Here is a 25531-nt window from a genome sequence, read left to right on the forward strand (position 1 = left end):
CTCCCCTCGGGCTCGCGTGCGGCGGCATCGCCGCCGCACGGCCGACGCACGCCGACGCTGCCCGACCGTGCATCGCTCGCAGCCTTGCCAAAATGTTCTTTCTATGTTCTCTTTGCGGCATGGATAAAATCGATACCGCCCGAGTCGCCGAAACCATTCTTGCCGCCCCCGGCTGGGCGCGCGTCGGGATTACCGCACCGACGAGCCATATCCGGGTCGAGGCGGCGTTCGAACTTGCCCGCGCAATCGTCGAGAGCGTTCGCGCGGGCGCGGAGCCCGCGAGTCCCGACCAGCTCGGGCTTTCGCTGTGACGTGGGCGGCTGGACCAAAGACGGACAGCCCCGCGCAACCCACATTTTCGAGGCGGCCGCCTGGTTTCGGGCGATCAAGCCCGTCTGCCGATGCGGGCACAGCGCGACCTTCAACCCCTATGGAATCTGGTGGCGCTTTCAGTGCAAGATGTGGGACGATGATCTCGCCAAGGCGCGGCAGAAATTCTGGTGCGTCCGCTGCGGCGCCCGGACCGGCAAGCGCGTTCGCCCGGTGCGGATCGAGCTGGTCGATCCCGGTCCCGACGATATCGCCTTGCCCATGCCCGACGAACGCGAATGGAAGCGCGCGCTCAGCCGCTTCCGTGCATGAGGATTGAGCTGAATGGATATCGAAAGCGATGACGCACTCGTCGGCATCGGCAAGATCCACCGGGTGATGGTGTGGGACGGCCAGCACGAGCGCGAGAAGGAAATGCTCTGGGGCCTGCCCTCGCGCGACGCCGACATCTTCCAGATTCCGCTGCTCAAGTCCGAGACCGCGATCATCGACCGGCCCTGCCTGCTGCTCGCCAATGCGTTCGGCCTCGTGAAGCGTGGCAAGACGATATATGCGGCCAGCCTGATCACCGACGAGCCCTTCTTCTGCATCGCGGCGGTCTGGCGGCCAGCGCACCGCCTGTGGCCCGAAAGTTTCGCCGCGCTCACCGTTCCGGCCTATGACGATCTGGCGCCGCACAAGGACCGGCATGTTGCCGTGGTGCGCCCCGAGGACTGGTTCGATTGGCTGATGGGGACGCGGCCGCCGCTGGACATATTGCAGCCCTTCCCCAAGAACAGCTTCAGCATCATGCCGCCGATCCAGCAGAATTTCGACGAGCTCTTGGGAGCGGCCTGACCGGAAACACGGCAAGGAGGCGCGATCATGTGCAATCTGGTGACGCTCAAGGCCTCGGTCGACGAGGTCGCGTCGGCCTTCGGTGCGCGCCGCCCGCTCACCAACGCGCAGCCCGGCGACGTCTATCCCGGCGGGCAGGGGTTCGTCGTGCGCGAGGAAGGCGGCGCGCGCGCGCTCGAGGCGATGACCTGGGGGTTTCCGGTCCGGCTCAAGCATATGAAGCCGACCAGCAAGCCCAAGCCCGTCAACAATGCGCGCGATGACAAGCTGATGAGCTTCTGGCGCACCTGGTTCACCAACCCGGCGCAGCGCTGCCTCATCCCCTTCACCGCCTTCGCCGAGGCCGAAGGCGAGAAGGGCCGGATGACGCGGACATGGATCAGTCCCACCGACCAGCCACTCGCTGCCTGCGCCGGCCTCTGTCGCCCGAGCGACGAATGGGGCGACTGCTACACTATGGTGATGGTCGATGCGACTAAGGAGCTGTTTCATATCCACGACCGGATGCCGGTCATCCTGCAGGCTGCCGATCATGATCGATGGCTGCGCGCGGAACCCGCAGACGCCATGATGCTCGTTACCCAATATCCCGCAGAGCGGCTCATCGTCGAACGCACCGACATTCCCTGGTTCAGCCGGAAGCCGCCGACCGGCTCACCCACACTCCTTTAGCCGGGCCGAAGGAAGCCATGTTATCCCCGAATACGTAGCGTAAACCGCATGTTGACTCTCATGAATTACCGGCTAGCTAGCACCATCTTTCGGATCGTTTACTGCGACCCAAGACGATTCGAGGGGGGACGATTTTCGATGAGGCTCCTTGCCATCGAAAGCCGGGAGGGCCTCGCCGAAAGGCGGGGCCTTTTTCGTCTGTCCTACAAAGCGCATCCCTGCCATGCCGTCCCGATGCCTCGCGAACCCAAATGGAAGCGCCGCGCCATCGCGATCGAGTTCTGGCTCCTGACGGCGCTCGTCGCGGGCTCGTTCGTCGCCGGGATCATCGGCGCGATCCGGGCAGTCTCCGGCTATTGAGCCCGGTTCATTGGCGCGCCCCGGTCGGCAGTGTGGCGCATGAAGTGTCAGACTGGATCCATCTCTCGGGCCTCGAAGCTTTACGCGGCTTATCTGAATGTTAGACACTCTACGCCGATCGATTGCAGCGCCGAGGCCGCGAAAACAGCGGCCCGCCGCGCAATGTCAGGACCCGTCGGACCATTGTCGAACCACGTGCGCCGCGGAGAGGAACCGATGGTGCACGACCAAGGGAGCGGACCGCGGGCAGCCGGGTCGGGAACGCGCCAGCGGCCGATGATCGATGTGAAGCATTTTCATCTGACGGAAGAACTCGCCCAAGAAATTTCAGGCGCGGGGCAACAGGAACAACTTTTTGCAGCGCTGGCGAATGCGGCCGAGCGCATGGGTTTCGACCATTTCGCCCTCGCCTTCGACCGGCGCGGCGGCGAGGCGGCATCGATGCTCGTCCATAATTATCCGGACGCCTGGGCGAAAATCTACATCGGCCTCGACCTCAGTGCGACGGACCCGATCCGCCGGGCCGGTGAACGCGCGGTCACCGGGTTCGAGTGGCGCAACGTCGAGCACTATATCCCCCTCTCGCGCAGCGACCGGCAGTTGCTGAACGTCGCGCGAGCGAGCGGTGTCGGCGACGGCTTCACCGTCCCGCGGCACCTGCCGGGCGAAGCCATGGGTTCCTGCTCCTTCGCGGTCGGCCCGCACGCCGACCTGCCGTGCCACATGCTCAACGTCGCCGAAATCATCGGCGCGATTGCGATCGCGAGGGCGCGCGACTTCATGGGTGCGGCAGCCCCGCGGCCGCGATCGCTCCTCACCGAGCGGCAGCGCGAATGTGTGCTCTGGTCGGCGCGCGGCAAGACGGCGGGCGAAATCGCCGACATTCTCGGGATCAGCCAGGAAACGGTGGTCCGCCACCTCAAGATGGCACGCGACCGCTATTCGGTCCACTGCCGCTCGATGCTGATCCTCTGCGCTCTGTACGACGGCCTGATCGGCTTTTCGGACGTCTATGACTGGTGGCGTCCCGACTGAGGCGAGCGCCAAAAGGCGAAAGGCTTGCCCAGAAATGGGCATAGCCGACCCGCGGGATTGATGGTCTTACTCGGGCATCCACCAACCAAGGATGACTTATGACCGATCAATCCACGCGGGCGCAGGCTGCGCCCGGCGACGCGGCGCTGCGCGCCATGTTCGCAGCCCGAAAGCAGGTTTTCATCGATCTTCTGAAGTGGGATCTTCCCGCTCTCGACGGCCGTTTCGAGCTCGACCAGTTCGATAATCCGCACGCTCGATATCTGATTCTGCTTGATCCGGACGATCTGCGCCACCGGGCATCGGCGCGGTTGCTGCCGACGACCGCGCCGCATCTCCTCGGCGACATCTATCCCCATCTCTGCCCCGATGGCGCGCCATCCGGCGAGGCGGTCTGGGAAATCAGCCGCTTCTGCCTCGACCCCGCGCAATCGGCCGCCGAGCGTCTCGACGCGCGCAATCAGCTCGTCAGCGCGCTCGCGGACCACGCCCTCCACAATGGCATCCGCGAATATGTCGGGATTGCGGAAGCGCGCTGGTTCGCGAAGATCAGCGGTTTCGGCTGGTCCTGCCGCGCGCTCGGCCCTCCCCTTCCCGGCAGCGCTGGCCCGATCCTCGCGTTCGGCATCCGGATCGACGCCGACACGCTTCCCGGCCTGCAACGAACGGGGACATGGACGCCGCTCGGGCTCAAGCTCGAAGGTGGGGAACTCGCACCATGACGGCGGATCTCATCCAGGCCGACCTTTCCACCCGCCTCGTCGGCGAACTTCGCGGCAACGGCTATTGCATCCTGCATGAGCTGGCGAGCGCGACCGTACACGCCCTCGCCAGCGATCTCGATCCGGTCTTTGCCGAGACGCCCTTTTGCGAGGGCGACTTCTATGGTCGGCGAACGAAGCGATTCGGCAGCCTGCTGCGGCGCTCGCGGCACATGGCCGATCTGGTGCTCGACCCCGTCATCCTTCCCGCCGTCGAAACGATCCTCGGGCCGGGATGCGAGCGCATCCAGCTGAACCTCGCCCAGGCGATCGAAATCCACCCCGGCGAAGTGCGGCAGTTCCCGCACCGCGACCAGGACATGTGGCGCGGCGCAGACGGAACCCAGGAATATCTCGTCAACATCCTCTGGCCGCTGACCTCCTTCACGAAGGAGAATGGCGCGACACAGATTTTCCCCGAAAGCCATGGCGTCACCGGCATGGCGAAAGAATATCCCGGCCCACCCGTCTTTGCCGAATGCGAACCCGGCGCGGCGATTTGCTTTCTGGGATCGACCGCCCATGGCGCCGGCGCGAACCGCAGCAAGGATGTCCGGCGCGGCGTGCTCGTGAGCTACAGTCTTGGCTGGCTCAAACCCTATGAAAATCTTTGGCTGGCTTATCCGCCGGCTATCGCACGGCATTTTCCGCCCGAGCTCGCGGCGCTCGCAGGCTATGCGCAGCACCGGCCCAACCTCGGCAATTATGAAGGCCAGTGCCCGTCGATCCTGCTGCGGGACGATCCGTCCGGCCCCATCGGCGCGGTCGATGCGCTGCGTCCCGACCAGGCCGAGGCCGTTGCCGCGTTCGCTTCTGCCGAAAGGAACCAGCGATGAGCCCCGCGCATGTGTTCGAGCCGACCTATGAGGCGATCAAGCGGCGCCTGATGACCGGCATATGGGCCACGGGCGCGCGGATCGAAGCCGCGCGGGTCGCCGACGAGCTTGGCGTCAGCCTCACCCCTGTGCGCGACAGCCTCTTCCGGCTGGATGGCGAACGCATGGTCGATTTCAGGCCGGGAGAGGGATTTCACGTCCATTATCTCGCCGAGACAGAGTTTCGCGATCTCCTCGAGCTTCACCTGATCCTGCTGCTCGCCGCCGTCGCGACCGCGCCCAAAGGGTTTGCAGCCGCGGTGTCGGCCGACCAGCCCTATCCCGACCGGATCGCCGACTTGTTCCTCGCCATCGCCGAAAGATCGTCGAACGGCGAAATCGTCGCGAGTATCGCGGCGATCGGCGACCGGCTGCATTTTTCGAGGCAATTCGACACGCAGATCCTTTCGGAGGTCGAAGCCGAATATGAGCGGATCGAGACCGCCGTCGCCGAAGCTGCGCCGCAAGCGGAGGTTCGGGGTCTGCTGCTCGGATATCATGAACGGCGTGCCCATGAAGCAGCGACTTATGCGCGCGCGCTGGGCAGTCATCCGGGGCGCCATGTTTGAGCAGTCAGAGCCATCGCCCGATCCTTTTGCTTGTCAGCGCCGCCCGAAATTGACATGATTCCAAGGCGCGGGAGCATTTCTGGCAGCTCCTTCGCGGAATATTTCGCCAGTCATCAATCACGCCAGTCCCTGACCGGACCGGCGGCCCAACCGGACCATGGACCCGCGCAAGCGGCCAGACGGCGGCACAGCACTGGAAGAGCAAGCCCGGCCGCGGCCGGACGCTTTCGCTCGTGCCGGCCGGGACTGCCGCCTTGTCTTCCTGCACCTGCCGCGACCTTGCGCCGCCGCGTCACCCCTTTTCACCGTCCTCGGCCTGCCATGTGCATCCGGCCGACCGACCCCCACAGTGCAGACAGCGGCCAGAGGCCGGCCAGGATCTCGAGGCGGCCTATCGTGCGCACCGCAATTCGCTCTTTCATTTCCTGCGCCGCAAGGCGGGCGCCGAGGAAGCGCCCGATCTTGTCCAGGAAGTCTTTGCGCGCGCGGCGGGCAGCGAGCAGCGGTACCAGCTCGCCAATCCGGGCGGTTTCCTTCGTCGTATCGCCCAGAACCTGCTTATCGATCGCGCCAGGCGCCAGAAATCGTCGCGCGCGACCTTCTTTCCGCTGCGCGATGAAGGTGAAGGCGCCACGCCCGCCGCGCAGGAGTGGAATCTCGAAGCCGCGGATCTGCTCCGACTGTACGAGGGGGCCGTCGATGCCCTGCCGCCGAAGACCCGCCGCGTTTTCCTCATGCACCGGGTGGACGAGCTCTCCTATCGCGAGATACATGAGGCACTCGGCATCAGCATCGCGACGGTGGAATATCATATGATGAGAGCGCTCGCTCAGATCTCGAAGGTGGTGGACGAGGGTCGATGACCAAAACAGGGGATGGCGACTATTCGCTCGACGAGATCGCGCGCGCATGGCTGATCAAGATGCGCGGCGAAGATGCCGCCGCGCTCCGCGATGAGTTCGATGCCTGGCTGAACGGATCGGCCGAAAACCGCGAGGCCTATCGGCGCGCCGAGCAGCGCATGGCGGCGCTCGCCATTCTCAAGACGTCGGAGCGGCACGGGACCGCGCATGCCGAAGCGCGGCGAGGCCGGGTCAGGAAATGGCTGCCTTGGGGCGCGGCAGCGACGGCACTCGCGCTCCTGATTGTCGCGATCGGCGCCGGGGGGGCTCCGCTCCCCGGTCAGCGGGGCGGCGGCTCGGCCGCCTTTGCCGCCGAGCCGCTTGAGACCCAGCGCGGCGAAATACGGACCTTCCGGCTTGCCGACGGGTCGAGCGCGACGCTCGACACCGACAGCCGGATTGACGTCGCCGTGGGGACGGACGCGCGCAGCGTGCGTCTGGTCAGGGGCCGGGTTCGTCTCTCGGTGGCCCGGCAGGACGTCCCCCTGCGCATTGACGCAGGACGCGGCGCCGCGAGCGCGAATGATGCCGAGATCGACCTCAGTCTCGACGAGGCCGGCACGGTCACCGCAATGCTGCGGCGCGGTGCGGCCGAGGTCCGCACCGATGTGGAGGCGGATCAGGTCACGCCGCTTCGCGAAGGCGCGGCGCTGGCCTATCGGTCCGACGGAACATTGGCGCCAAAAGCCGGACCTCCGCCGGCCCTTCCGGCAAGCTGGCCCGATGGCTGGGCCGAATATCGCTCGATCCGTCTCGACCGGCTTGTCGCCGAAGCCAATCGCTACGCTGCGCTGCCGATCGTGATCGACGACAGCGCCATCGCGGCGCGCGAGGTATCGGGTCGCTTCCAGATCAGCAAGACCGAGCCATTGGCGGAGCGCATCGCGACCCTCTTCGATCTGCGGGTCGAGCGCAGGGCTGACGCCATTCATCTCAGCCACCGATAATTTTTTCACCTGTCGGCTAAGGGCACCTCGTTCGCCCCGTCAACTTACCCCCAACTGACCGCCTTGCCCGATGCACGGCGAAATTTTGGGGGGAGTGATGATGTTGATCAAGTCTCGTTCGCTGGCCGTGCTGCTCGCCGGCGCTGCAGCCTGTTGTTCACCTGTCGCCGCAATGGCGACAGCGCAAGAGCGGCAGTCTTACGATATTCCGGCGCAGGATCTGGGCGAGGCTCTGCGCCGCGCCGCCGATCTCGCCGACATCGAACTCTATGCCTCTTCGCGCGACCTTGAGGGCAAGACCGCTCCGGCCTTGAAGGGCCAGTTCACGCCGCGCGAAGCCATCGAGACCCTCCTTGCGGGAAGCGGGCTCATCGCACGCTTCGACGACCGCGCGGTCATCATCCGCAATGGCGTTTCGGCTGAAATCCCGTCTTCGGCCGAGCCGGAAACCATCATCGTCACCGGCTCGCGCATCGCAGGCGCGCCTGCGCCGGCGCCCGTTATCGAAGTGACGGCGGAGGATATCCGCAACGCCGGCCATGCCGATCTCGGCGAGGTGGCGCGCAGCCTGCCGCAGAATTTCGGGGGCGGCCAGAATCCGGGGATCGGGTCGGGACAAGGGGTTGCGAACGAGAATGGCAATGTGAATGGCGCCTCGACCTTCAACCTCCGCGGCATCGGCGCCAATGCGACGCTGACCCTGCTCAACGGAAACCGCTTCGCCTATAGCGGCACCCAGAGCGTGATCGACGTTAGCGCGATTCCCGCAGCGGCGGTCGAGCGCATCGAGATCGTCACCGATGGGGCGTCGGCCATCTATGGCGCCGACGCGGTGGCGGGTGTGGTGAACATATTGCTCCGCAAGGATTATGAGGGGATCACGACGAGTGCGCGGCTCGGCGGATCGACCGATGGCGGGAACTTCCAGCAGCAATATAATCTGCTCGGCGGCCTCAATTGGGCCGGCGGCGGATTTCTCGCGACCTATGATTATTTCGAGAATGATGAGATCCTCGCCCGCGATCGCAGCTATGCGAGGGCGAGCAATCCGGCCTCGACGCTCTATCCTCACCTTCAGCGGCACAGCTTTCTTGTAAGCGGACACCAGCAGTTGGCGCCCGGCGTCACGCTGAAGGCGGACGCGCTCTACAAGCGCGGGGACATGGAGTCGGTTCGCGGCCTCCTCATCGACCGCCCGATCACCACGCGCGGGACAATCGTGACGAACAGGTTCGAGACCTTCGGCGTCGCGCCGACGCTCGAAGCGGACCTGGGAGGCGACTGGCATGCCCGCTTCACGGCCTTCTACGGCACCGACAAGACCCGCGGCGTAACGCAGAATTTCACCAACGGGGTGGCGACCCTGCCGCTCAGGATCTTCAACAATCGCAGCTACAGTATCGAAGCCGGGGTTGAGGGTCCGCTGTTCGCCCTGCCCGCCGGCGACGTGCGCCTCGCGGCGGGCGGCGGCTGGCGCCGCAATCGCCTCGCCGCGACGGTCAGCGGCCGCGATTTTTCGGGAAGCCGGGACAATCGCTATGCCTATGGCGAGCTGTTCGTGCCGCTGGCGAGTCCGGCCCAAGATCTTTCGCTTGCCCATCGCGCGTCGTTCACGGCGGCGGTCCGCTGGGAAGATTATTCGGATGCCGGAAGCATCGTCGTGCCGAAGCTGGGCTTTGTTTACGCGCCCGTCGCGGAATTCAGCCTGGGCGCCTCATGGGGCCGATCTTTCAAGATGCCGACGCTCAATCAGCAATATAGCGGTTATACGCCGGTGCTGCTGCCGGTAACCGGATATGGAACACTGTTCCCCACTGGCTCGACCTATCTCTACATCGGCGGGCGTAATCCGGACGTCGGACCCGAGCGCTCCGAGAATATGACATTGAGTGCAACATTCAGGCCCTCGCCCAGGCTGCAGATCGTGACGAGCCTGTTCCGGATCGATTATCGCGACCGGGTCGCGCCGCCCTTCGGCTCACCGCTCGGCACGCTCACCAATCCGCTGTTCGCCGACCTTATTATCTTCAATCCGTCGCCCGCGCAGCAGGCGGCCGCGATCGCGGGCGCCGCCGATCCGCTCGGCAACGGAACGACATCGCCCTATAATCCGGCCACCGTCGTCGCGCTGCTCGACGGGCGCGACCGGAACATCGCCTCGCAACGCTACGAGGGCGCCGATCTGTCGCTTCGGTACCGGGCGCCGATCGGCTCGCAGACGCTGACGCTGACGGCCAGCGGGACCTGGCTGGACAGCCGGCAGCGCTTGCTGCCCACTCTTCCGGTCACCGATCTGGCCGGCACGATCTTCAACGCGCCGCATTTTCGCGCGCGCGGCGGTGCGAGCTTCGGCGGCGCGCGGTTCACGCTCGCGTCCTTCCTGAGCTTCTCGGGCGGCGTCACCGATCGACGCCGCCCGGTGCCGGTCAGCATTTCGCCCGTCACGACGCTCGATATGTCGGCACGCGTGAAGATCGGCGATCTTGGCGAGGTGACGGTGAACGCCCTCAACATCTTCAATGCCAAGCCGGACTCCATAGCGGTGGCCTCGCCGAGCGACACGCCGTTCGATTCGACCAACTATTCGGCTGTCGGACGTTTCCTCGGCGTCACGATCAGCCGCGACTGGTGAGGAGGGCTGGTCATGAAGCCTCTGCTCCTCTCCAGCCTCCCGGTCGCGGCGCTCCTTGCCGCCGCGGCGCTCTCCCCTGCCAGTGCGGCGGGGGAGAGTCAGGGCAGGTCGTGGACCATCGAGGATATTCTCACCATTCCGGAGGTCGACGAAATCGCCCTTTCGGAGGACGGTAAGCGTGCGATCTATGCTGCCGAGATCGTCGATATCGAAGCCGGGCGGCCGCGATCACATATCCGGCTCGTCGATGTGGCGACGGGGCGGACGCAGACCATTTTGACCGCCGACGCCACAAAATCGCTGCGGCCCATAGCCGGAACGGACGACTGGAGCGCTCTTCTCGATATGGGAGACGGGTTGCAGCTCTATCGGATAGGCAGCAAAGGCTCCGTGCGCCCGTTGGTTATCAACCCCGCCCCGGTGCCCGTCGGCAAGGCGGATATGTCCTTTCCGATCGGCGGGGGGATGCGTCCCGCGCGCATCGGCGTTCTCGACTATGACTGGTCGCCCGACGGCAAGTGGCTCTGGTATTCGCTGATCAAACCCAAGCCCGAGGCAAATCGCGTGCGCTTTGACGAGGAAGTGAGCGCGCTACGGAACCGCCGACGCTCGGCGATCGACGTCGAGATCGACTATCTTCTGCGCGGCCCCGATGGCTCGACCGTTCGCATTGCGACGCGGCCATCGAGCGATCGCGTCGCGACACGCGGCGGCGGCCGCATCGTCTGGCAAGAGGACGAAGTCCGGTTCCGGGTCGAAGTGCAGGATGGCACGCTTGGAGGCAGTTTCGAGACATGGGCCTGGGATCGCAAAAAGAAGGCGGTTCGCAAGCTCGGCGGCGAGCGCGACCTGCTCTCGATGTGGATCCTGGTTGGGCCGCATGGCGGCCAGCTCTCGACAACCGGTCTCGACGGACAGAGGGAACTGGTCGAGACGTTGCCGGGCGGCCAGCGGCATCGGTTTGGCCATGTCGCGTTCGAAATCGGTGACCCCCGGGCTGCGGGCTGGAAAAGAAGTGCCGACGGGAAGCGCGTCGTTGTCGGGACGCGGCGGACCGACACTCTTCGCTATGAGCTCGCGCTGCTCGCGGGCGATGAGATACGCACCATCGGCACCGGCGCCAGCCTCACGCGCTGCGGATTCGACGGCTTTCTCTCGTCGGCGCTGTGCGTCGAAGAAGGGACGAGCCTGCCGCCCCGTCTCGTTCGTATCGACCTCAACACCGGCGCGGTCCGGCGGCTGGGCTCAATCTCGCCAAGACATGATCCGATCGCGCCGCTCCGGATCATCCCCCGCCAGTTCACCAGCCGCGACGGCTATAAGGCAAATGGCTATGTCGTTATGCCGCGCGGGCACCGCGCGGGCGAGCGGCATCCGGCGCTGGTCGTAACGCATGGCAGCGATGCCGATGACCGTTTCGCCGAGCCGGGGAACCAGTGGAACTATCCGGTGCAGTTATTTGCCGAGCGCGGCTATGTCGTGCTCCTCTTGAACGATCCCTCGCCCCGGCAGTCCGCCGAACTCATGGAGGCCTATGGTGCCTGGATGCGCGGCAAGGGTCCGCCCGGTCCCGACATCGTTCGACAACGGATATGGCTTAACGGGGTCCACAGCATCGAGGATGCGGTTGGAGAGCTCACTGCCGAGGGACTGATCGACCCCGATCGGATCGGCATCGCGGGCTACAGCCGCGGCTCGCAGATGGTCAATGTGAGCCTCACCAACTCGCGCCTGTTTCGTGCCGCATCGAGCGGCGACGGGGGGTTTCTCGAGCCAAGCGGCTACGCCGGCGCCCGTGCCAGCTATGATCCGGTCTATGGCGGTGGTCCGCTCGGCGACCATATCGACCACTACCGCCGGTTCGCGCCCTCGCTGAACGCCGACAAGATCTGCGCCGCGGTTCTGCAGCAGGTGGCATCGGCCTCGCCGTCACAAATTGACTTTTACGAAGGCCTGCGCGATGCGCATGTCGCGACGCAGCTCAGCTATTATCCGGGAGCCAGCCCGGCATCGGACGAGACGCACCTCTTCCATATCCCGTCGAACCGGCTGCTCGCGATGCGCGAAAATCTCGCATGGTTCGACTATTGGTTGCGCGGCGTGCGCGACCCTGATGCGCCATTTCCGGAGCGGATCGCGCAGTGGGACCGCCTCGCGGACGCCGGGCGTAACCGCTGCCCGCTTACGCCGCCCACGGTCAGTCAATCCTCATCGCCGAGCCCAGCGAACAGCGAGTAGCGCTCGCCGGTTTCTTCCTCGATGGGGCCGATCGGTTCGATGCCCCGCGTCGTTTCGCTGATCGAGCCGAGATGCACAAAATCCATCTTCCAGTCCTGAACGTCCATTTCCATATCCTCCAGCTAAAAAGGAATCTTTGCTTCCTGACCCTGAGAAAGCCGCGGACGCCGATGGCATATGGATATCCGCGGATTGATCTCGCGCAACGGGGCCAAGGGCAACGGCTCGAAAATCACCCAACCCCGCTCCAGTAGCGCGCCCAATTTTCAGCCGCGCTAAAAGCGAGGATGCGATCGATGCGCTCGGCCCCGCGCCATGTCGGATCATCGGGGCCATCTAGAAAGGAAGGGTCGAGAAGGCCTGAAGAGACGAGGACACCTTCGCGAAGCCGCTGGTGCAACACGCCGCGGTGCTGCCGGTAAATGGAGAGATGAAAATTGCCGGGTCCTCCTTTCTGCGTTCGCGCTGACACAAGCGCAGGCAGGAGAGGCTCGAAGGCGCTTCGCGCAACCGCCCGATTCCGTCCGCCGGCGATCCAGTGCCAGCTCGGGATCGCCAGACAGAGCTCGACAATGGGCTGCGACATCAATGGAGCGATATGAGGCGGCCTCGCTGCGCGATCATAGAGTTCCACTCCCTTTTGCGCGCGCATCAGATAGGCGGCGTGCACGGTCTTCCCGGGAAGAACCCAATCCGGGGCCTTCAGCCATGGATGGGTTGCGCCTCGCCTCTTGATGCGGCCCGCCATCTTCGGATTCAGTCCCGAGACATTATAGCCGGGCGCATGGCGGCCCCCGTTGCGGCGATAGCGTGCCCAGGCGTGTTTCAGGACGGTCCGGGCGTCGGCGCCCGTCAAAGTCGAGATATCTCCGACTGTCGACGCTACGGAGGGGCGCGGCCCGTCGGCCAGCAGCCGGTCAACGAGCGGTATCGCACTCCGGGTCCCGAAGAAAATTCCGTCACCGCCATTGCCGGTGAAGAAGGCGTCGAACGGCTCCGCGGACAGCAGTCGGCGATGAATGGCCTCATTGGTCTGCTTGTAGAGCGGCGCAAATGGCCAGGGGTGGAGCGGCGCCGCCGACCGAGTGACATCGATATCGGCGATGTCACGATGCGCCTCGACAAGATCGAGCCCGAGATGGGTTGTGAGGGCCCGGGCATAACGCCTTTCATCGCCATCGAAATCGGGGCTGACAAGATTGAGGCAGATCAGGCGGGCGTCGGACACTGCGGCCGCCGTCGTCACGATCGATGAATCAAGTCCGCCCGATACGCCGACCAGAAGCGAAGGGAAAGCGTCGGCCCACGCGCGGACACAATCGCTCACAGTTTTGCGAAGCATGGTCACAGCGTCTTCCGAGCCTATGCCACTACCCCCTACATGATCCCAGGGTGACCACCAGGGCTCCGTCGTAGCCCGCCCCCGATCGAAGACGAGGCACTCGCCCGCGATCAACTCTTCGACGCCGGCAAGACATGTCTTCCGTCCGCGCAAATCTCCGCCCGCAAGGATGCAGGCAAGCTCCGGAAAGTCGACGGCATCGGGGCCGGGCGCGGCGAGGTTCAAGATCGAACCGCCGAGAGCGACCCCTTCCGCTCCAATGCGGAAATAGCAGGGAAGCAGCCCGGAAGGGTCGCGAAATATACGCACCACATCATCCGGCCCCACATGCACGACCACATAGCCGCCCCAATATCCGCCGAGCAGTCCGCGCCCCCGATCGTCCATTAGACGGTCCGCTTCCGCCTGTCCTATTGTGAGGACCGAAGTGCTCGGTGTGCCGCGACGGAAAAGCCGGCCGATGATGATGGTCCGCGGCCCGACGCGGATTAGCGGCTCCCCTGACCAGATCGCGGCGCCGGGCAGAAGGATATCCGGCGGGACGCCATGCAGCGAGAGGCTAGCCGAGTTCGGACCCAGGTCGATATGATAGCCGCCTACCATCAGACAGCGAAGATCGGTTCATAATGGAGCACGACATCGAGCGGATCGGTCAGAACGAGGTCGCCGGCCTGCACCCAGCAGTGCGCGGCGAAAGGCATGGTGACGCCGAAGACAAGCGAGACGCCCTGCTTTTGCCGGGCCATCATGCGCTTCATCGCGATGCCGCGGGGAAGGCATTGGTCGGCGATCGACACATAGCGCCTCGCGCGGTGGAAGGCCGCTGCGATTGCTTCGCACGCCTCCCCGGTCGCTGCCGGTATGGAGTCATGCGCGCCGGAGAATTCACCGAGGATTTGGGCGATCGGGCGGCGGCGCAGGTCGCGCTGCGCGCGCCGCTGCGCGGCCACGCTCGCTACGGCGGAAAGAATGTCAGAACGACGAAGCGGAGCATCCACAAGGCTGCGAGACGGACTGGCTATGGAAACCGCGCGCGGCACTCTCCCCTTCCCGGTCTCGCCGGTGAGACCGCAGCTTTGCAGTTCGTCATGGTCGGCCTGCGTGGAAGTCCCGTTGAGAAAGCGTTTGAAGGCCTCCGCTGAGCTGCCGGCGAGCAGAAAATAACGGTTTTCAAGAAGGTCGAAGAAGACGAAGCTTTCGTTCACGCACCGATAGTGCAGGCCGGGGCGCAGCAAGGGTGTCATGAAGGTTTCAGGCAAGCCGCTGCGAATGGCGTGCCGCACGGTGGCGGCACGCCAGCGCTGTCAATCGTCGACGGTGATGCCGCCGGCGAACAGATAGTGTTCGCCCTGGTCCTCATCGACGGGACCGAGGGGTTCGATGCCCCGGGTTTCGACACTGATCGCGCCGAGATCGATCAGCTCGCTGCTATGCTGCTTATTCATCACGTCTTCCTTCCCAATTAGCGACCGGAATGAGTCGCATTGAGGAAGTTATGCTCTGGCCAAGACGCCATCCATTTTATTATCCAATAATAATCGCATGAAGAAGTTTTTGCAAAAGAGCGACCGGGAAAAGGAAACACTCGTCGGTGAGCGTATCGCTACCTTTAGCTTGGGCCTGGACATGCGTAGCGAAACCCGGTCACGCGCCGATACATCATCGGCGCTGCCGCCATCATGCGTCAATCACGCGATTCCGCAATGCGAACTGGCTCCAGATCGGAATTCATTCACAATAGGCAATATTCCACGCGGACCACGTGACCGGCGCCCACCTGGCGGTCCTCGGTGAGGCCGATTAAGCCACCGGCCTCGGCAATCCGTTCGATCGCGGCTCGCGGCACGCGCACGCCCCACCACCCATCCTCCACTCGATCTAAGCCAGATCGCCGCAGCATGGACGCTTCATTTTCAAGCGGGGTGCTTACTCCCAGGCAGCGAGAGAACATTCTGCCAAACACTCCTACATCGTGAATGACTAGCCGGGACTTCGACGAGGCAAAACCTCAGCGGCTGCCTGAAGATAAAGATCAATATGTTCACCGATTACCCGTGCAAAAGGGGTTCGCGAAGGCTGGTAGGTACCGGCACACCGCGGGCTCGGCATCGCAACGCACGCGGTGCTGGCGCCTCGTGACCGTTGAGGGAAAACCCTCATTGTTTCGCTCGATGGGAGGATTAGGCTGAAACAAATTCATACACAGGAGCACCTCATGGCTGACACGCAAACAAACGACAAGAAACCGCAATCCGACCCCGCCGAGAAGGACACATTCTTTCCCTCACCCTATTCGCTCGGCCAGTTCACCTCGCCGAAGTCCGACCTCAGCGGTGCGGACTATGCCGCGCCCTACCGAGGCAGCAAAAAGATTCTGATGATCGGTGCCGACGAACGCTATCTTCTCACCGACAATGGTACCTTCTTCTCGACCGGCAATCATCCCGTCGAGACCCTTTTGCCGATGTATCATCTCGACAAGGCGGGGTTTGCATTCGATGTGGCAACCGTCTCGGGCAACCCGGTCAAGTTCGAATTCTGGGCGATGCCGTCGCAAGATGACGAGGTGAAGGGCTTCTTCGACAAATATCACCCCCAGTTCAAAAGCCCGCTCACCTTGGCCGACGTTGTTGCCGGCGGGCTCGAAGACTATGCCGCGATCTTCATTCCCGGTGGCCATGGCGCGCTGATCGGCTTGCCCGAGAGCGAAGATGTCAAGGCTGCGCTGGAATGGGCGGCCACCAATGACCGCTTCGTGATTTCGCTCTGTCATGGACCCGCCGCTTTTCTCGCGGTCGGGAACAGCGACATCTACCGCGGTTACAAAATCTGTGCCTTCCCCGATGCGCTCGATGCGACGACGCCAAACATCGGCTACATGCCGGGTCATCTCACGTGGAAGTTCGGCGAGAAGCTGAAGGCCCTCGATTTCGAGATCATCAACGAGGGTATTTCGGGCGCCGTGCACCGGGACCGCAAGCTGCTGACGGGAGACAGCCCGCTGGCGGGCAATGCGCTCGGCAAGCTGGCCGCCGAAGCATTGCTCGCGGATGCCGACGCGGGTTGATGGATAGGGCCGGTCGATGAGCGCGGTCACCGCCGATGCGGCATTTCGGAGCGTCCTTGCGATCGAGGTGGCCGACGAACTTGCCGCAATCGAAAATGGGGTCCGCGCCTTTGCCGGCCCCCTAGGCTACGACCGGTTTGTGCTATTCTCGGCATCCGCAGCACATGATGAGGTGCTGCAGAGCATCTACTGGGTTGAGGGTGACTGGTTCGGTGACGGCGAAAGCGTCGATGCTGCGACCTATATCCGCCGCTGTCCGGTGACGCGCCACATTCTTGAGGCGCGTGAGCCCTTCTTCTGGACCAAGACGGTTGGAGATGACGGCGACCTTTACAAGGTTGTGCGCGTGCCGCGTGGGCAGGGGATTCATGGCCTCCAGATTCCCATATTCGGCCCGCTCGGACTTGAGGGCGCGATGAGTCTTGGCGGAGAGCGGATCGACGCATCACCGCAGGCGCGATTGGCGCTTGGGCTGATTGCGGAGGCGGCTTTTCTCGCCGCGCGAAGGGTCTTCGAAGCGCCGATCGATAGCGTAAGCAAGCTGTCCGATCGCGAGCGGGAAGTTCTGGCCTGGACTGCCGCCGGGCGGCGGCAGGCCGACATCGCCGTGACCCTCGGCCTGTCCGAGCGCACAGTCGAAAATCATCTTCGGCGCGTCCGCAAGCGCCTGGGCGTTCTGACGACCGGGCAAGCGATCAGGGTCGCGATCCGCAACGGTGAGATCGACGCTTAAGATTGACGCTATGGGAGATACGAGATGAGCAAGACGGTCCTCATAACCGGTGCGGCTTCCGGCTTTGGTCGTGGCGTCGCGTTCGGTCTGGCAAAGCGCGGGCATCGGGTAATTGCCGGCTGCCAAATATGGCCCCAGGTCTGGGAATTGCGGAATGCTGCCAAGGCGGAAGAGTCCGACATGCAGGTTATCAAGCTGGACGTCTTGAATGAGATAGACCGCGCAAAAGCGCTCGGCATCGAGATCGACATATTGTTCAATAATGCCGGGATCATGGAATCGGGACCAATGGTCGAGATTCCGATGACGGTGTTTCGTTCCGTATTCGAAACCAATGTCTTTGCCGCGCTCGAACTCGCGCAAGGCTTTGCCCGCGCCATGGTCAGGCGCGGTGCCGGCCGGATTGTCTGGACCTCATCGGTAGCCGGGCTGGTCAAGGTTCCCTTCGATGGCGCTTACGCAGCATCGAAGCATGCTGTCGAAGGCATCTGTTCGGCGATGCACGAGGAACTGAAACCCTATGGTGTCGAGGTGCTGACGGTGAACCCCGGAGCCTTCCGCACGGGTTTTAATGACACCGGCATGGAGAGCATGGATCAGTGGTGGGATGAGGGCGAGCGAGTGGTCGGGCACTGGCCTGTTCGCGAGCTCACCCATCAGCATGATCCTGCCGAGATGATCGAGGCGATCATCGAAGTGATCGAGGCCGAGCACCCGCCGTATCGAACCGTGCGACCTGCGAGTGCCGAGGCAATGGTCCGCAAGGAACAGCAAGATGCATGGTCGACATTGATCTGATCGCCAAGCCCGAGGCGCCTTTTGCGAAGCACCCATGATGGGCGATCGGCGCGCAACAAGGCCCCATCATTCCGAGGATTTTAACGCCTGACAGGTCGAAACCCCGGGGGCGCAGCCGTCATGGCGCGAGCCGATGGTAGAAGCGGATCAAATGTCCGTCGTTTCGAGCAGAATGGCTGCCAGCCGCATACGGCGGCTGACGTGGATCGTCGCAGGACGAAATATGAAGGGCGGTCCTCCGTCATGAGAATGACACACCCGACGAGGCCAGTTAATAGAATTACTTGATTAATTAATGTCGCGTCTCGATGCTTGTTATGGCAGGGGAAATGCCAACGGCCATTTTCCGCCTCTCGGGGCGCAGATCAGGAGCGGCTCATCATGGTTCATCATGATCCATTGCGCGATTTCGACCACAGGAGAGCAGCTGGCACCCGCCAAGAATATCGTGCCCGCCGAGCTGCGCGCCGGGCGCCACGGTCGCCCCAGGACATGTCATGGAGCTGATCGAAGTCATACGCGATGACATGCTTGCGACCGTCATTCTGAATCGCCCCGAGGCAATGAATGCCCTGTCAGCGAAGTTACGTTCGGAGCTTTGCCTGGCGATGACCGAACTGGCCCGGATCGCTCCGTCCATGCCATCGTCCTGACCGGCGCGGGATCGCGCGCCTTTTCCGCGAGCCTCGACCTCAAGGAGCTGGGTGCCGATATCGGCAGCTTGGGAGGAACGAAGACGCGGACCGAGAATGACGATCCGGTGGCGGCGATCGCTTCCTGTCCACAACCGGTCATCGGCGCGATCAACGGCGTGGCGATCACCGGCGGCTTCGAGCTCGCGCTGGCGTGCGATATCCTGATCGCGTCCACGAACGCACGCTTTGCCGATACGCATGCCCGTGTGGGGATCATGCCCGGCTGGGGGCTGTCGCAAAAGCTGTCACGCATCGTTGGTCTTTCGCGCGCCAAGGAGATTTCGCTTACCGGAAATTTCGTCACCGCCGAACAGGCGCTCGACTGGGGCTGGTCAACCATGTCGTCGCGCCCGACGCACTTCTGCCGAAGGCCCGGGCCATCGCTCGCGACATTGCGAGTGCTGCACCTTCGATGATCGCGTCCTACAAGCGCCTGATCGACGATGGCCACGCGCTTGCGCTGACGGAAGCGCTCGCCCTCGAACGCGAGCGCTCTCGGGCAGCAAATCTGCAGGTGACGGCTGAAGAGGTCGAGGCGAGACGTCTCGACGTCGTCGAGCGCGGGCGGGCGTTTGGCTGATCGCCCAATTTTTGGAGAATCCGCGTGAGGCCTGTTGGTCGTCGCGGGTCGGTAACGGGAGGCATGAATGTCGAGCATAATTGTGGCGGGCGGTTTGGGAATTCTGGGCCGGGCGATTACTACCGAACTCGCTTCGCGCGGTCATGACGTGGCGGTCGTCGATTATATGTCGGGTGCGCACGAAGACGCCGCGTCTGTCACCAGCGGCATCGATCTCGCGGACAGCGACGTCGTGAAGGAAGCCTATGCCCGCATCGCGGCGGAAAAGTCGGGCATCAAGGGACTGGTCAATGTCGCGGGAGGGTTCGTCTGGGAGACGCTCGAACACGGATCGATCGACAGCTGGGACCGGATGTACCGCATGAATCTTCGAACGGCAGTGGCGTCCTCACATGCCATACTCCCTCACCTCGAGCACGGCGGCTCAATCGTGAATATCGGCGCCGCCGCTGCGACAAACCCGCAAGTCGGAATGGCGCCTTACACTGCGTCAAAAGCCGGAGTCGCTGCGCTGACGGCAAGCTTGTCGGAGGAGCTTCGGCCCATGAGAATTCGGGTGAACGCAGTGCTTCCGACGATCATCGATACGCTGGCGAACCGGGCGGACATGCCGGATGCTGACCGGAGCGACTGGATTTCGCCCCAGGCGGCCGCTCGCGTCGTCGCCTTTCTGCTTTCAGACGAGGCGGCGAGCATTACCGGAGCCCAGCTCAAGCTCTCCATGGGGCAATGAGCCAATCGCACGGCGGTGTGCCGGCTTGGGCGGCGCAGCGGCGCGATCAAGCCGCATCGATCTTGCCGGGAGTGCGAGCCTTGCGCGGCAAGGTCAGAGCTTGGCGGCGATCGTCATCAAAATGGCGCCCCAAACGAGGAAGGTGACGGCGTAAACCGCAATACAGTCAGCCTCTTGGCGCAGTCTGGCGCGCATGATCTTCTCTCCTACTCCTTGCCCCGCCTTTGTTTCGGGCGGTGGCTTCACACAATGCCGTCATCGCGCGGAACCTGGCTTCGGATGCGGGATTCGAGGCCCGCACCAGAAGCGGTCATCCGGAGATGGATCGGCGGATTTCTTCGCTCTGTTCGCCTATCGCCGGGGCGACCTTGCCGGCTCCTCCCAGCGACACGCCAAAGCGGACAGGATGCCCCATCCGGAAGCACCGTCCTTCGGTAGGATGCTCATAGGCCTCGAAGAAGCCGGTGGCGGCAAGATGCGGATCATTCATGATGTCGGCGAGGTCACGGACAGGCTGAGCCGGGATTTGCGCGGCATGGCAGCGCGCAACGAGATCGGCGGTCGTGAAGCCTGGCGTCAACCTTGCCATTTCGCGGTAAAGGAGCGGGAGATTGCGCCCCCGCGCCTTGCGGGTTGCGAACGCGTCCTGATCGAGGAAGCCCGGATTGCCGAGCAGTTCGAATATCCGCGACCAGCTTTCGTCGGTGTAAGCGACGATGCTCACATAGCCGTCGGAGGTCGGGAAAGGCTGGCGATCGGGATCGATCTGGCGAAAATAGCCAACCGGAGCATTGGGAGGGTCGAAGGCCAGGCCGCCGAGATGCTCAAGCAGCATGAAATTGGTGAAGACCTCGAACATCGGAATTTCAACGAGCTGACCCTCGCCAGTCCGCATGTGATGGATAATGGCGGCGAGCACCGCGTGCGCCCCATGAAGACCGGCGACCTTGTCGGCGATCAGCGAGGGCAGATAGCGCGCGCGCGGATCGCCATCGACGCGGGGGAGAAGCGTTGCCGTCCCCGACGCTGCCTGGATGACGTCGTCATAGGCCTGTAGATCGGCATAGGGGCCATCCTGACCGAAGCCGACGCAATGCGCATAAATGATATCGGGCTTGATCGCCTTTACCGCTTCATAGTCCAAGCCGAGACGTTCGGCGGCTTTGCCCCTGACATTGAGAACGAACACATCCGCATCCGACAGAAGCTTCTTCATCGTCTCGAGGTCGGCGGCGGTCTTGAGATCGAGGGCGATCGATTGCTTGCTGCCGTTGATTGCCATGAAAGCAGGCGCCATGCCATGGGTCGCGGCCGCCTTGCCCGACCAGCGAAAAGAGTCCCCGCTTCCCGGCACTTCGACCTTGATGACGTCGGCGCCGAGTTCAGCGAGAATATGGGTGCAATAGGGTCCGAAGACGACGGTCGTGAGATCGACGACCTTCAAGCCCGTAAGCATCGCCTTGCCGTCCGCCATTCCCATCATATGCTATTCTCGCTGCCTTACCGTAAGCCACAGCATTTTAATTACCCAATTAATGATGCGCGATCAAGCTGAACCGTCGCGCCTCCCGGCGTGACATGCGCCGAAACATGACGGCACGGAGCGCGACCGACGCTCAGCGCGCGGATCCGATGGCGCGCCAGACCAGATTCTTCTGAATTTCCGTGGTCCCCCCGTAGATCGTTTGCGCGCGCTCGAAGAAATAGGAAGCCGTGGCGACCGCGGCAAACTCGGGAATGAGCGGCGTCGCCTCATGCCAGTCGGAACGAGAGCGATCGAAAAAGGGCGCCGCATATTCCCCTGCCCGGTCGATATACAGCTCGGTGATCAACTGCGCGGCCTGCGTGCAACCGATCTTCAGACTTGCGACGGTGGCGGCATCGCTTCCATGCACAAGTGCCTTCAGAACCTGCTGTTCGAGCACCATCACCGTAAATTCTGCATCGGCAAGCCGCCGGGCGAAGGCGCGGTCGCCCGCGACCATCGTGCGGAGGGTCGCAAGGTCGCGCTTCTTGCGGCCAACATGCGCGTAAGAGAGGCGCTCATTCTTGAGAAGGACGTTTGCATAATGCCACGCGCGCCCCTCCTCCCCGATGCGGTTTGCGGCGGGAACACGGACGTCGGTAAAGAAGACCTGGTTCAGCTCATGCGCGCCATCGATCGAAACGATCGGCCGCACGCTGATGCCTTCGCAATTCATCGGGGCGCAGATGAGCGATATGCCGTCCTGCTTTCTTTCTTCGTGCGAGGTCCGGCAAAGGCAGAATATCCAGTCGGCGATGTGGGCGCCGCTTGTCCATATCTTGGAGCCATTCAGAATATAATCGTCGCCATCGCGTACCGCCGAAAAGGCGAGACTGGCGAGGTCGGACCCCGCGTCGGGTTCCGAATAGCCTTGCGCCCAGAAGGAGCGCGACGAGAGGATGTCGGGCAGCCAGCGCTGCTGTTGTTCGGGCGTGCCGAACGCACAGATGATCGGCCCGATATAGATGAGGCCCATCGGAACCAGGTTCGGCGCGCCCGCCAGCTCCATTTCCTCTTCGAACAGATAGCGTTCGACCGGCGTCCATCCCGTGCCTCCGAACTCGCGGGGCCAGCTGGCAGCCAACCAGCCACGGGCCTGGAGCGCCTGCTGTGCGGCTTCATAATCCTGACGGCCGAGAAATTGACCGGTGCGAACCTTGTTCAGGACAGAAGGCGGGAACTCGGTTTCGAAGAAGCGGCGAACCTCGGCCTGGAACGCCCTGTCGGCGCGGCTGAACTGCAGGTCCATGGCCTCACTCTCCTCACTTTTTCAATTGCGGTGCTCCAGCAATTAATCGCATAGATAATTTCAGGCAAGCGTCGCGCAGGCCATCCATATCTGGCGAACGCTGTGGAGTTTATCATCTGGACGGGCTGGCCAATAGGACCAGCGCCGCCGCCACAGGGCGTGGGAATATATTGTTCAATCAATTAATTTACGCCATATCCGAACCGATAGCCGCAAGCTGCGGCGCGCCGATTGCAGGGGATGGTCGTGCCGGGACGACCACAGGGAGTGACGAATGAAGGTGCAGATCGAGGCGGAAGGCGGTTCGTCGACAGCGGAGTCTCGCGAGCGACTGCTGGAAGCGGCGGGACAATTGATGGCCGAGCGGGGTACGACCGATATTTCGTTGAGCGAAATTGCTGCGCGGAGCGGGGTCAATTCTGCGCTGGTCAAATATTATTTCGGCAACAAGGCGGGCATGCTGATGGCGCTGCTTCGCCGCCGCCTGGGTCAAGGAATGGCGGACCTGCAGCAGCTGCTGAAAATGGATATTTCGCCGCAGGACAAGTTGCGCATCCACATCAGCGGCATGGTCAACACCTATTATCAATATCCCTATGTCAACCGGCTGATGCACGAGCTGGCCAACGAGCCGTCGGGCGATTATGGCAAGCAGATCGCCGAGGAAATCAGCCTGCCGGTCGCCAAGGCGCAGCGCGCGATTCTGGAAGAAGGCCGGGCCAAGGGCATCTTCCGCGAGGTCGATCCTCTGGTCTTCTATTTCATGATCGTCGGGGCCTGCGACCAGCTGTTCCATTCACGCCACCAGGCGCGACATGTGTTCGGCCTTGAGGAGATCAACGACGATCTCAAACGCCGCTACGTATCGGAGCTTTGCAACAACCTTATCAGGGGAATCTCGGTCGAAGCGCGCGCGAATTGACGACGCGCCGCCCCGGTTGAGCAGCGCGGGAAGAACGCAAGGCGCCGCGGCGCAGGCGTGGCGCCTCCAGCCGCAGCCGCACGATTCTGCCCCCTCGCGCCGAGACCGACGCCAAGCTCCGCTGGACCTATTTGGCGATCGTAATCGTCTGGGGCACCGTGAACTCGAGCAGTCCCTCCTTGCCGTTCTCGACGCCGATCCCAGATTGCTTGTGACCCGCGAAGGGCGTCCAGGGCATGATGTAGAGCGTGTCGTTGATCCACACGGTTCCCGTCTCGAGACGCGACGCGATGTCCGCTGCGGCCTCGGTGTCGGCTGACCAGATCGAGCCGCCGAGACCATATTTGCAGGCGTTGGCACGAGCGACCACCTCGTCGATATCGCGGAACTTCAGCAGCGGGAGGACCGGGCCAAAAGCCTCCTCCTGCACCACGCGGCTGTCCTCGGGTGGGTTGTCGACGATCGCGAGTGGTACGAAGAAGCCAGTTCCTTCGGGCACGTCGCCGCCGGCAAGGAAGCGCAGCCCCTGCTGCCTGGCGTCCTCGATGAGATTCTTGACACGTTCGAACTGGGGGCGGTTCTGGATCGGACCGAAATTGCTTCCCTGGTCGAGCCCGTCGCCGACCTTCGCGCCGCGCGCGCGCGCGACAAGTGCATCCGCGACCTTGTCATACACATCTTCGTGCACATACATCCGCTTCGTCGCGATGCAGATCTGGCCGCTGTTCGCGAAGGCCGAGAAGAAGAGCTTGTCGGCCACCTCATCCAGCGCCACATCGGGCATGACAATTGCCGCATCATTGCCCCCGAGCTCAAGGGTCACCCGCTTGAGGCCTTTGGACGCGGTTTCCATCACCCGCTTGCCAGTCGCGGTCGAGCCTGTGAAACTGATCTTGTCGATGCCCTCATGCGCGGTCAGCCAGGGGCCAAGGCGATCACCGCCGCTGATCACGTTGAACACGCCTGGCGGAAGATGCTCGCGAAGAAGCTCGGCCAGCTTGAGCATCGTGAGCGGTGTAAAGGGCGAAGGCTTGAGCACCAGGGTATTGCCGGTAAGCAGCGCCGGTGCGATCTTCCATACGGCGAGATTGACCGGGAAGTTCCAGGGTACGATGCCCGCGACCACCCCGAGCGGGACGTGGCGCGTTTCGGACCGTTTTGAAGCGCTATCCTCGGTGACGGTAACCGGAATGTCCTGCTTCGATACCTCATTGGCCCAATAGGCGGCGAAGGCGATCTCTTGCGCCGCGCCGTCGAGCGGGCGTCCCTGCTCAAGCGTAAACAGACGGGCGAAGTCGGCCTGGTGCTCGGTCAGAACCTCGCCAATCCTGGCCACCGCGCGCCGCCGCTCCTCGATCGGTGTAGCACGCCAGCCGGGAAAGGCCGCGCGGGCGGCGGCCACGGCGTCATCCAACTGCTTTTCCGAGCAGTCGGGAGCTTTGGCAACGATCTCCTCGGTTGCCGGATTGATGACATCGATCGTCTCGCTCGACGAGACGGCCTTGCCGCCGATCGTCATCGTGAAGCTATCGAAAAAGCTCATCCGGATTTTCTCCCATCAGGTGGCCGCAAACAATTGGCTCTATTTAATCATTCAATTGATTATGCGACGAGGCAAGCGTTTTTTGCATGCAACCTCGCTGCCGGTCGGGCTCCCGAGCCCTCCGTCCGCACCGACCAATTCGCTTGATCGAAGCGAGGGATTAAATTAATCGCTCGACTAATTCTG

General features: G+C 63.2%; 27 protein-coding genes. 20 read left to right on the plus strand and 7 right to left on the minus strand.

Features of this window, described 5'->3' with window-relative positions:
- Positions 1-119: 119 nt before the first annotated feature.
- The 13 genes from ACREB7_RS02430 (at position 120) to ACREB7_RS02490 (ending at position 12158) form a co-directional block, all read left to right on the plus strand.
- Entirely contained in the window at positions 120-311 is a 192-nt protein-coding gene (locus ACREB7_RS02430) for a DUF6771 family protein (RefSeq protein ID WP_054586716.1), read from the plus strand.
- Between the two features lies 1 nt (position 312).
- Positions 313-642, plus strand: coding sequence for a hypothetical protein (locus ACREB7_RS02435; RefSeq protein ID WP_431590715.1), 330 nt, complete (start codon positions 313-315; stop codon positions 640-642).
- A 12-nt stretch (positions 643-654) separates the two neighbouring features.
- Complete coding sequence (locus ACREB7_RS02440; RefSeq protein WP_431590716.1) at positions 655-1167, plus strand: hypothetical protein; 513 nt, start codon at positions 655-657, stop codon at positions 1165-1167.
- Between the two features lie 27 nt (positions 1168-1194).
- Complete coding sequence (locus ACREB7_RS02445) at positions 1195-1839, plus strand: SOS response-associated peptidase (protein WP_431590717.1); 645 nt, start codon at positions 1195-1197, stop codon at positions 1837-1839.
- A gap of 234 nt (positions 1840-2073) precedes the next feature.
- Positions 2074-2199, plus strand: coding sequence for a hypothetical protein (locus tag ACREB7_RS02450; RefSeq protein WP_431590718.1), 126 nt, complete (start codon positions 2074-2076; stop codon positions 2197-2199).
- A 219-nt stretch (positions 2200-2418) separates the two neighbouring features.
- Positions 2419-3234, plus strand: a complete 816-nt coding sequence (locus tag ACREB7_RS02455) for a LuxR family transcriptional regulator (protein WP_431590719.1) — start codon at positions 2419-2421, stop codon at positions 3232-3234.
- A gap of 98 nt (positions 3235-3332) precedes the next feature.
- Positions 3333-3956 (plus strand): acyl-homoserine-lactone synthase, encoded by a 624-nt coding sequence (locus tag ACREB7_RS02460; protein WP_431590720.1) that lies wholly within the window; start codon positions 3333-3335, stop codon positions 3954-3956.
- Complete coding sequence (locus tag ACREB7_RS02465) at positions 3953-4831, plus strand: phytanoyl-CoA dioxygenase family protein (protein ID WP_431590721.1); 879 nt, start codon at positions 3953-3955, stop codon at positions 4829-4831. The genes ACREB7_RS02460 and ACREB7_RS02465 overlap by 4 nt, the downstream gene beginning before the upstream one ends.
- A complete protein-coding gene (locus ACREB7_RS02470; protein WP_431590722.1) occupies positions 4828-5439 on the plus strand; it encodes a GntR family transcriptional regulator in 612 nt (203 codons plus the stop codon). Before ACREB7_RS02465 ends, ACREB7_RS02470 begins: the two co-directional genes overlap by 4 nt.
- A 323-nt stretch (positions 5440-5762) precedes the next feature.
- Complete coding sequence (locus tag ACREB7_RS02475; protein ID WP_431590723.1) at positions 5763-6302, plus strand: RNA polymerase sigma factor; 540 nt, start codon at positions 5763-5765, stop codon at positions 6300-6302.
- Complete coding sequence (locus ACREB7_RS02480) at positions 6299-7288, plus strand: FecR family protein (protein ID WP_431590724.1); 990 nt, start codon at positions 6299-6301, stop codon at positions 7286-7288. Before ACREB7_RS02475 ends, ACREB7_RS02480 begins: the two co-directional genes overlap by 4 nt.
- 100 nt (positions 7289-7388) lie before the next feature.
- The gene (locus tag ACREB7_RS02485; protein WP_431590725.1) at positions 7389-9920 is read left to right on the plus strand and encodes a TonB-dependent receptor domain-containing protein; all 2532 of its coding nucleotides are present in this window, start codon (positions 7389-7391) and stop codon (positions 9918-9920) included.
- Positions 9921-9932: 12 nt separating this feature from the next.
- Positions 9933-12158: a prolyl oligopeptidase family serine peptidase gene (locus tag ACREB7_RS02490; RefSeq protein ID WP_431590726.1), complete on the plus strand. Its 2226-nt coding sequence runs from the start codon at positions 9933-9935 to the stop codon at positions 12156-12158.
- On the opposite strand, the gene ACREB7_RS02495 is transcribed toward ACREB7_RS02490, so the two are convergent.
- From ACREB7_RS02495 to ACREB7_RS02510, 4 genes are all read right to left on the minus strand, one after another.
- Positions 12122-12265: a hypothetical protein gene (locus ACREB7_RS02495; RefSeq protein ID WP_431590727.1), complete on the minus strand. Its 144-nt coding sequence runs from the start codon at positions 12263-12265 to the stop codon at positions 12122-12124. The two genes, ACREB7_RS02490 and ACREB7_RS02495, sit on opposite strands and share 37 nt — an antisense overlap.
- 125 nt (positions 12266-12390) lie before the next feature.
- Complete coding sequence (locus ACREB7_RS02500) at positions 12391-13887, minus strand: asparagine synthase-related protein (protein WP_431590728.1); 1497 nt, start codon at positions 13885-13887, stop codon at positions 12391-12393.
- Positions 13888-14102: 215 nt separating this feature from the next.
- A complete protein-coding gene (locus tag ACREB7_RS02505; RefSeq protein ID WP_431590729.1) occupies positions 14103-14783 on the minus strand; it encodes a lasso peptide biosynthesis B2 protein in 681 nt (226 codons plus the stop codon).
- Positions 14784-14804: 21 nt separating this feature from the next.
- Entirely contained in the window at positions 14805-14945 is a 141-nt protein-coding gene (locus ACREB7_RS02510) for a benenodin family lasso peptide (protein WP_156419802.1), read from the minus strand.
- 770 nt (positions 14946-15715) lie between these two features.
- On the opposite strand from ACREB7_RS02510, the gene hchA reads away from it, so the two are divergent.
- The 6 genes from hchA (at position 15716) to ACREB7_RS02540 (ending at position 20106) form a co-directional block, all read left to right on the plus strand.
- Complete coding sequence (hchA, locus tag ACREB7_RS02515) at positions 15716-16567, plus strand: glyoxalase III HchA (RefSeq protein WP_431590730.1); 852 nt, start codon at positions 15716-15718, stop codon at positions 16565-16567.
- 16 nt (positions 16568-16583) lie between these two features.
- Positions 16584-17300 (plus strand): PA1136 family autoinducer-binding transcriptional regulator, encoded by a 717-nt coding sequence (locus tag ACREB7_RS02520; RefSeq protein WP_431590731.1) that lies wholly within the window; start codon positions 16584-16586, stop codon positions 17298-17300.
- A gap of 24 nt (positions 17301-17324) precedes the next feature.
- Entirely contained in the window at positions 17325-18098 is a 774-nt protein-coding gene (locus tag ACREB7_RS02525) for an SDR family oxidoreductase (RefSeq protein WP_431590732.1), read from the plus strand.
- A 598-nt stretch (positions 18099-18696) separates the two neighbouring features.
- Positions 18697-19209, plus strand: a complete 513-nt coding sequence (locus ACREB7_RS02530; protein ID WP_431590733.1) for an enoyl-CoA hydratase-related protein — start codon at positions 18697-18699, stop codon at positions 19207-19209.
- Positions 19206-19373, plus strand: a complete 168-nt coding sequence (locus tag ACREB7_RS02535; protein ID WP_431590734.1) for a hypothetical protein — start codon at positions 19206-19208, stop codon at positions 19371-19373. The genes ACREB7_RS02530 and ACREB7_RS02535 overlap by 4 nt, the downstream gene beginning before the upstream one ends.
- Positions 19374-19440: 67 nt before the next feature.
- Positions 19441-20106, plus strand: coding sequence for an SDR family NAD(P)-dependent oxidoreductase (locus ACREB7_RS02540; RefSeq protein ID WP_431590735.1), 666 nt, complete (start codon positions 19441-19443; stop codon positions 20104-20106).
- 310 nt (positions 20107-20416) lie between these two features.
- On the opposite strand, the gene ACREB7_RS02545 is transcribed toward ACREB7_RS02540, so the two are convergent.
- Together ACREB7_RS02545 and ACREB7_RS02550 are read right to left on the minus strand one after the other, a co-directional pair.
- The gene (locus tag ACREB7_RS02545) at positions 20417-21589 is read right to left on the minus strand and encodes a CaiB/BaiF CoA transferase family protein (RefSeq protein ID WP_431590736.1); all 1173 of its coding nucleotides are present in this window, start codon (positions 21587-21589) and stop codon (positions 20417-20419) included.
- A 133-nt stretch (positions 21590-21722) separates the two neighbouring features.
- On the minus strand, positions 21723-22880 hold the full coding sequence (locus ACREB7_RS02550) for an acyl-CoA dehydrogenase family protein (RefSeq protein WP_411341049.1): 1158 nt from the start codon (positions 22878-22880) through the stop codon (positions 21723-21725).
- Positions 22881-23154: 274 nt separating this feature from the next.
- On the opposite strand from ACREB7_RS02550, the gene ACREB7_RS02555 reads away from it, so the two are divergent.
- Positions 23155-23802: a TetR family transcriptional regulator gene (locus ACREB7_RS02555; protein ID WP_431590737.1), complete on the plus strand. Its 648-nt coding sequence runs from the start codon at positions 23155-23157 to the stop codon at positions 23800-23802.
- Positions 23803-23929: 127 nt separating this feature from the next.
- Here ACREB7_RS02555 and ACREB7_RS02560 read toward each other — a convergent pair whose 3' ends face one another.
- Positions 23930-25345 carry an aldehyde dehydrogenase family protein gene (locus ACREB7_RS02560; protein WP_431590738.1) on the minus strand — a complete coding sequence of 472 codons (1416 nt, stop codon included), beginning with the start codon at positions 25343-25345 and terminating at the stop codon, positions 23930-23932.
- Between the last annotated feature and the right edge of the window lie 186 nt (positions 25346-25531).

Source organism: Sphingopyxis sp. (assembly GCF_050725615.1).
Taxonomy (GTDB): Bacteria; Pseudomonadota; Alphaproteobacteria; order Sphingomonadales; family Sphingomonadaceae; genus Sphingopyxis.

What these genes read in the sequence shown, in the direction of transcription:
- ACREB7_RS02430 (WP_054586716.1), top strand. Translation starts at nt 120, where the DNA reads ATGGATAAAATCGATACCGCCCGAGTCGCCGAAACCATTCTTGCCGCC.
- ACREB7_RS02440 (WP_431590716.1), top strand. Translation starts at nt 655, where the DNA reads ATGGATATCGAAAGCGATGACGCACTCGTCGGCATCGGCAAGATCCAC.
- ACREB7_RS02445 (WP_431590717.1), top strand. Translation starts at nt 1,195, where the DNA reads ATGTGCAATCTGGTGACGCTCAAGGCCTCGGTCGACGAGGTCGCGTCG.
- ACREB7_RS02450 (WP_431590718.1), top strand. Translation starts at nt 2,074, where the DNA reads ATGCCTCGCGAACCCAAATGGAAGCGCCGCGCCATCGCGATCGAGTTC.
- ACREB7_RS02460 (WP_431590720.1), top strand. Translation starts at nt 3,333, where the DNA reads ATGACCGATCAATCCACGCGGGCGCAGGCTGCGCCCGGCGACGCGGCG.
- ACREB7_RS02465 (WP_431590721.1), top strand. Translation starts at nt 3,953, where the DNA reads ATGACGGCGGATCTCATCCAGGCCGACCTTTCCACCCGCCTCGTCGGC.
- ACREB7_RS02470 (WP_431590722.1), top strand. Translation starts at nt 4,828, where the DNA reads ATGAGCCCCGCGCATGTGTTCGAGCCGACCTATGAGGCGATCAAGCGG.
- ACREB7_RS02480 (WP_431590724.1), top strand. Translation starts at nt 6,299, where the DNA reads ATGACCAAAACAGGGGATGGCGACTATTCGCTCGACGAGATCGCGCGC.
- ACREB7_RS02485 (WP_431590725.1), top strand. Translation starts at nt 7,389, where the DNA reads ATGTTGATCAAGTCTCGTTCGCTGGCCGTGCTGCTCGCCGGCGCTGCA.
- ACREB7_RS02490 (WP_431590726.1), top strand. Translation starts at nt 9,933, where the DNA reads ATGAAGCCTCTGCTCCTCTCCAGCCTCCCGGTCGCGGCGCTCCTTGCC.
- ACREB7_RS02495 (WP_431590727.1), bottom strand. Translation starts at nt 12,265, where the DNA reads ATGGACGTTCAGGACTGGAAGATGGATTTTGTGCATCTCGGCTCGATC.
- ACREB7_RS02500 (WP_431590728.1), bottom strand. Translation starts at nt 13,887, where the DNA reads ATGGACGATCGGGGGCGCGGACTGCTCGGCGGATATTGGGGCGGCTAT.
- ACREB7_RS02510 (WP_156419802.1), bottom strand. Translation starts at nt 14,945, where the DNA reads ATGAATAAGCAGCATAGCAGCGAGCTGATCGATCTCGGCGCGATCAGT.
- hchA (WP_431590730.1), top strand. Translation starts at nt 15,716, where the DNA reads ATGGCTGACACGCAAACAAACGACAAGAAACCGCAATCCGACCCCGCC.
- ACREB7_RS02520 (WP_431590731.1), top strand. Translation starts at nt 16,584, where the DNA reads ATGAGCGCGGTCACCGCCGATGCGGCATTTCGGAGCGTCCTTGCGATC.
- ACREB7_RS02525 (WP_431590732.1), top strand. Translation starts at nt 17,325, where the DNA reads ATGAGCAAGACGGTCCTCATAACCGGTGCGGCTTCCGGCTTTGGTCGT.
- ACREB7_RS02535 (WP_431590734.1), top strand. Translation starts at nt 19,206, where the DNA reads ATGATCGCGTCCTACAAGCGCCTGATCGACGATGGCCACGCGCTTGCG.
- ACREB7_RS02540 (WP_431590735.1), top strand. Translation starts at nt 19,441, where the DNA reads ATGTCGAGCATAATTGTGGCGGGCGGTTTGGGAATTCTGGGCCGGGCG.
- ACREB7_RS02545 (WP_431590736.1), bottom strand. Translation starts at nt 21,589, where the DNA reads ATGATGGGAATGGCGGACGGCAAGGCGATGCTTACGGGCTTGAAGGTC.
- ACREB7_RS02550 (WP_411341049.1), bottom strand. Translation starts at nt 22,880, where the DNA reads ATGGACCTGCAGTTCAGCCGCGCCGACAGGGCGTTCCAGGCCGAGGTT.
- ACREB7_RS02555 (WP_431590737.1), top strand. Translation starts at nt 23,155, where the DNA reads ATGAAGGTGCAGATCGAGGCGGAAGGCGGTTCGTCGACAGCGGAGTCT.
- ACREB7_RS02560 (WP_431590738.1), bottom strand. Translation starts at nt 25,345, where the DNA reads ATGAGCTTTTTCGATAGCTTCACGATGACGATCGGCGGCAAGGCCGTC.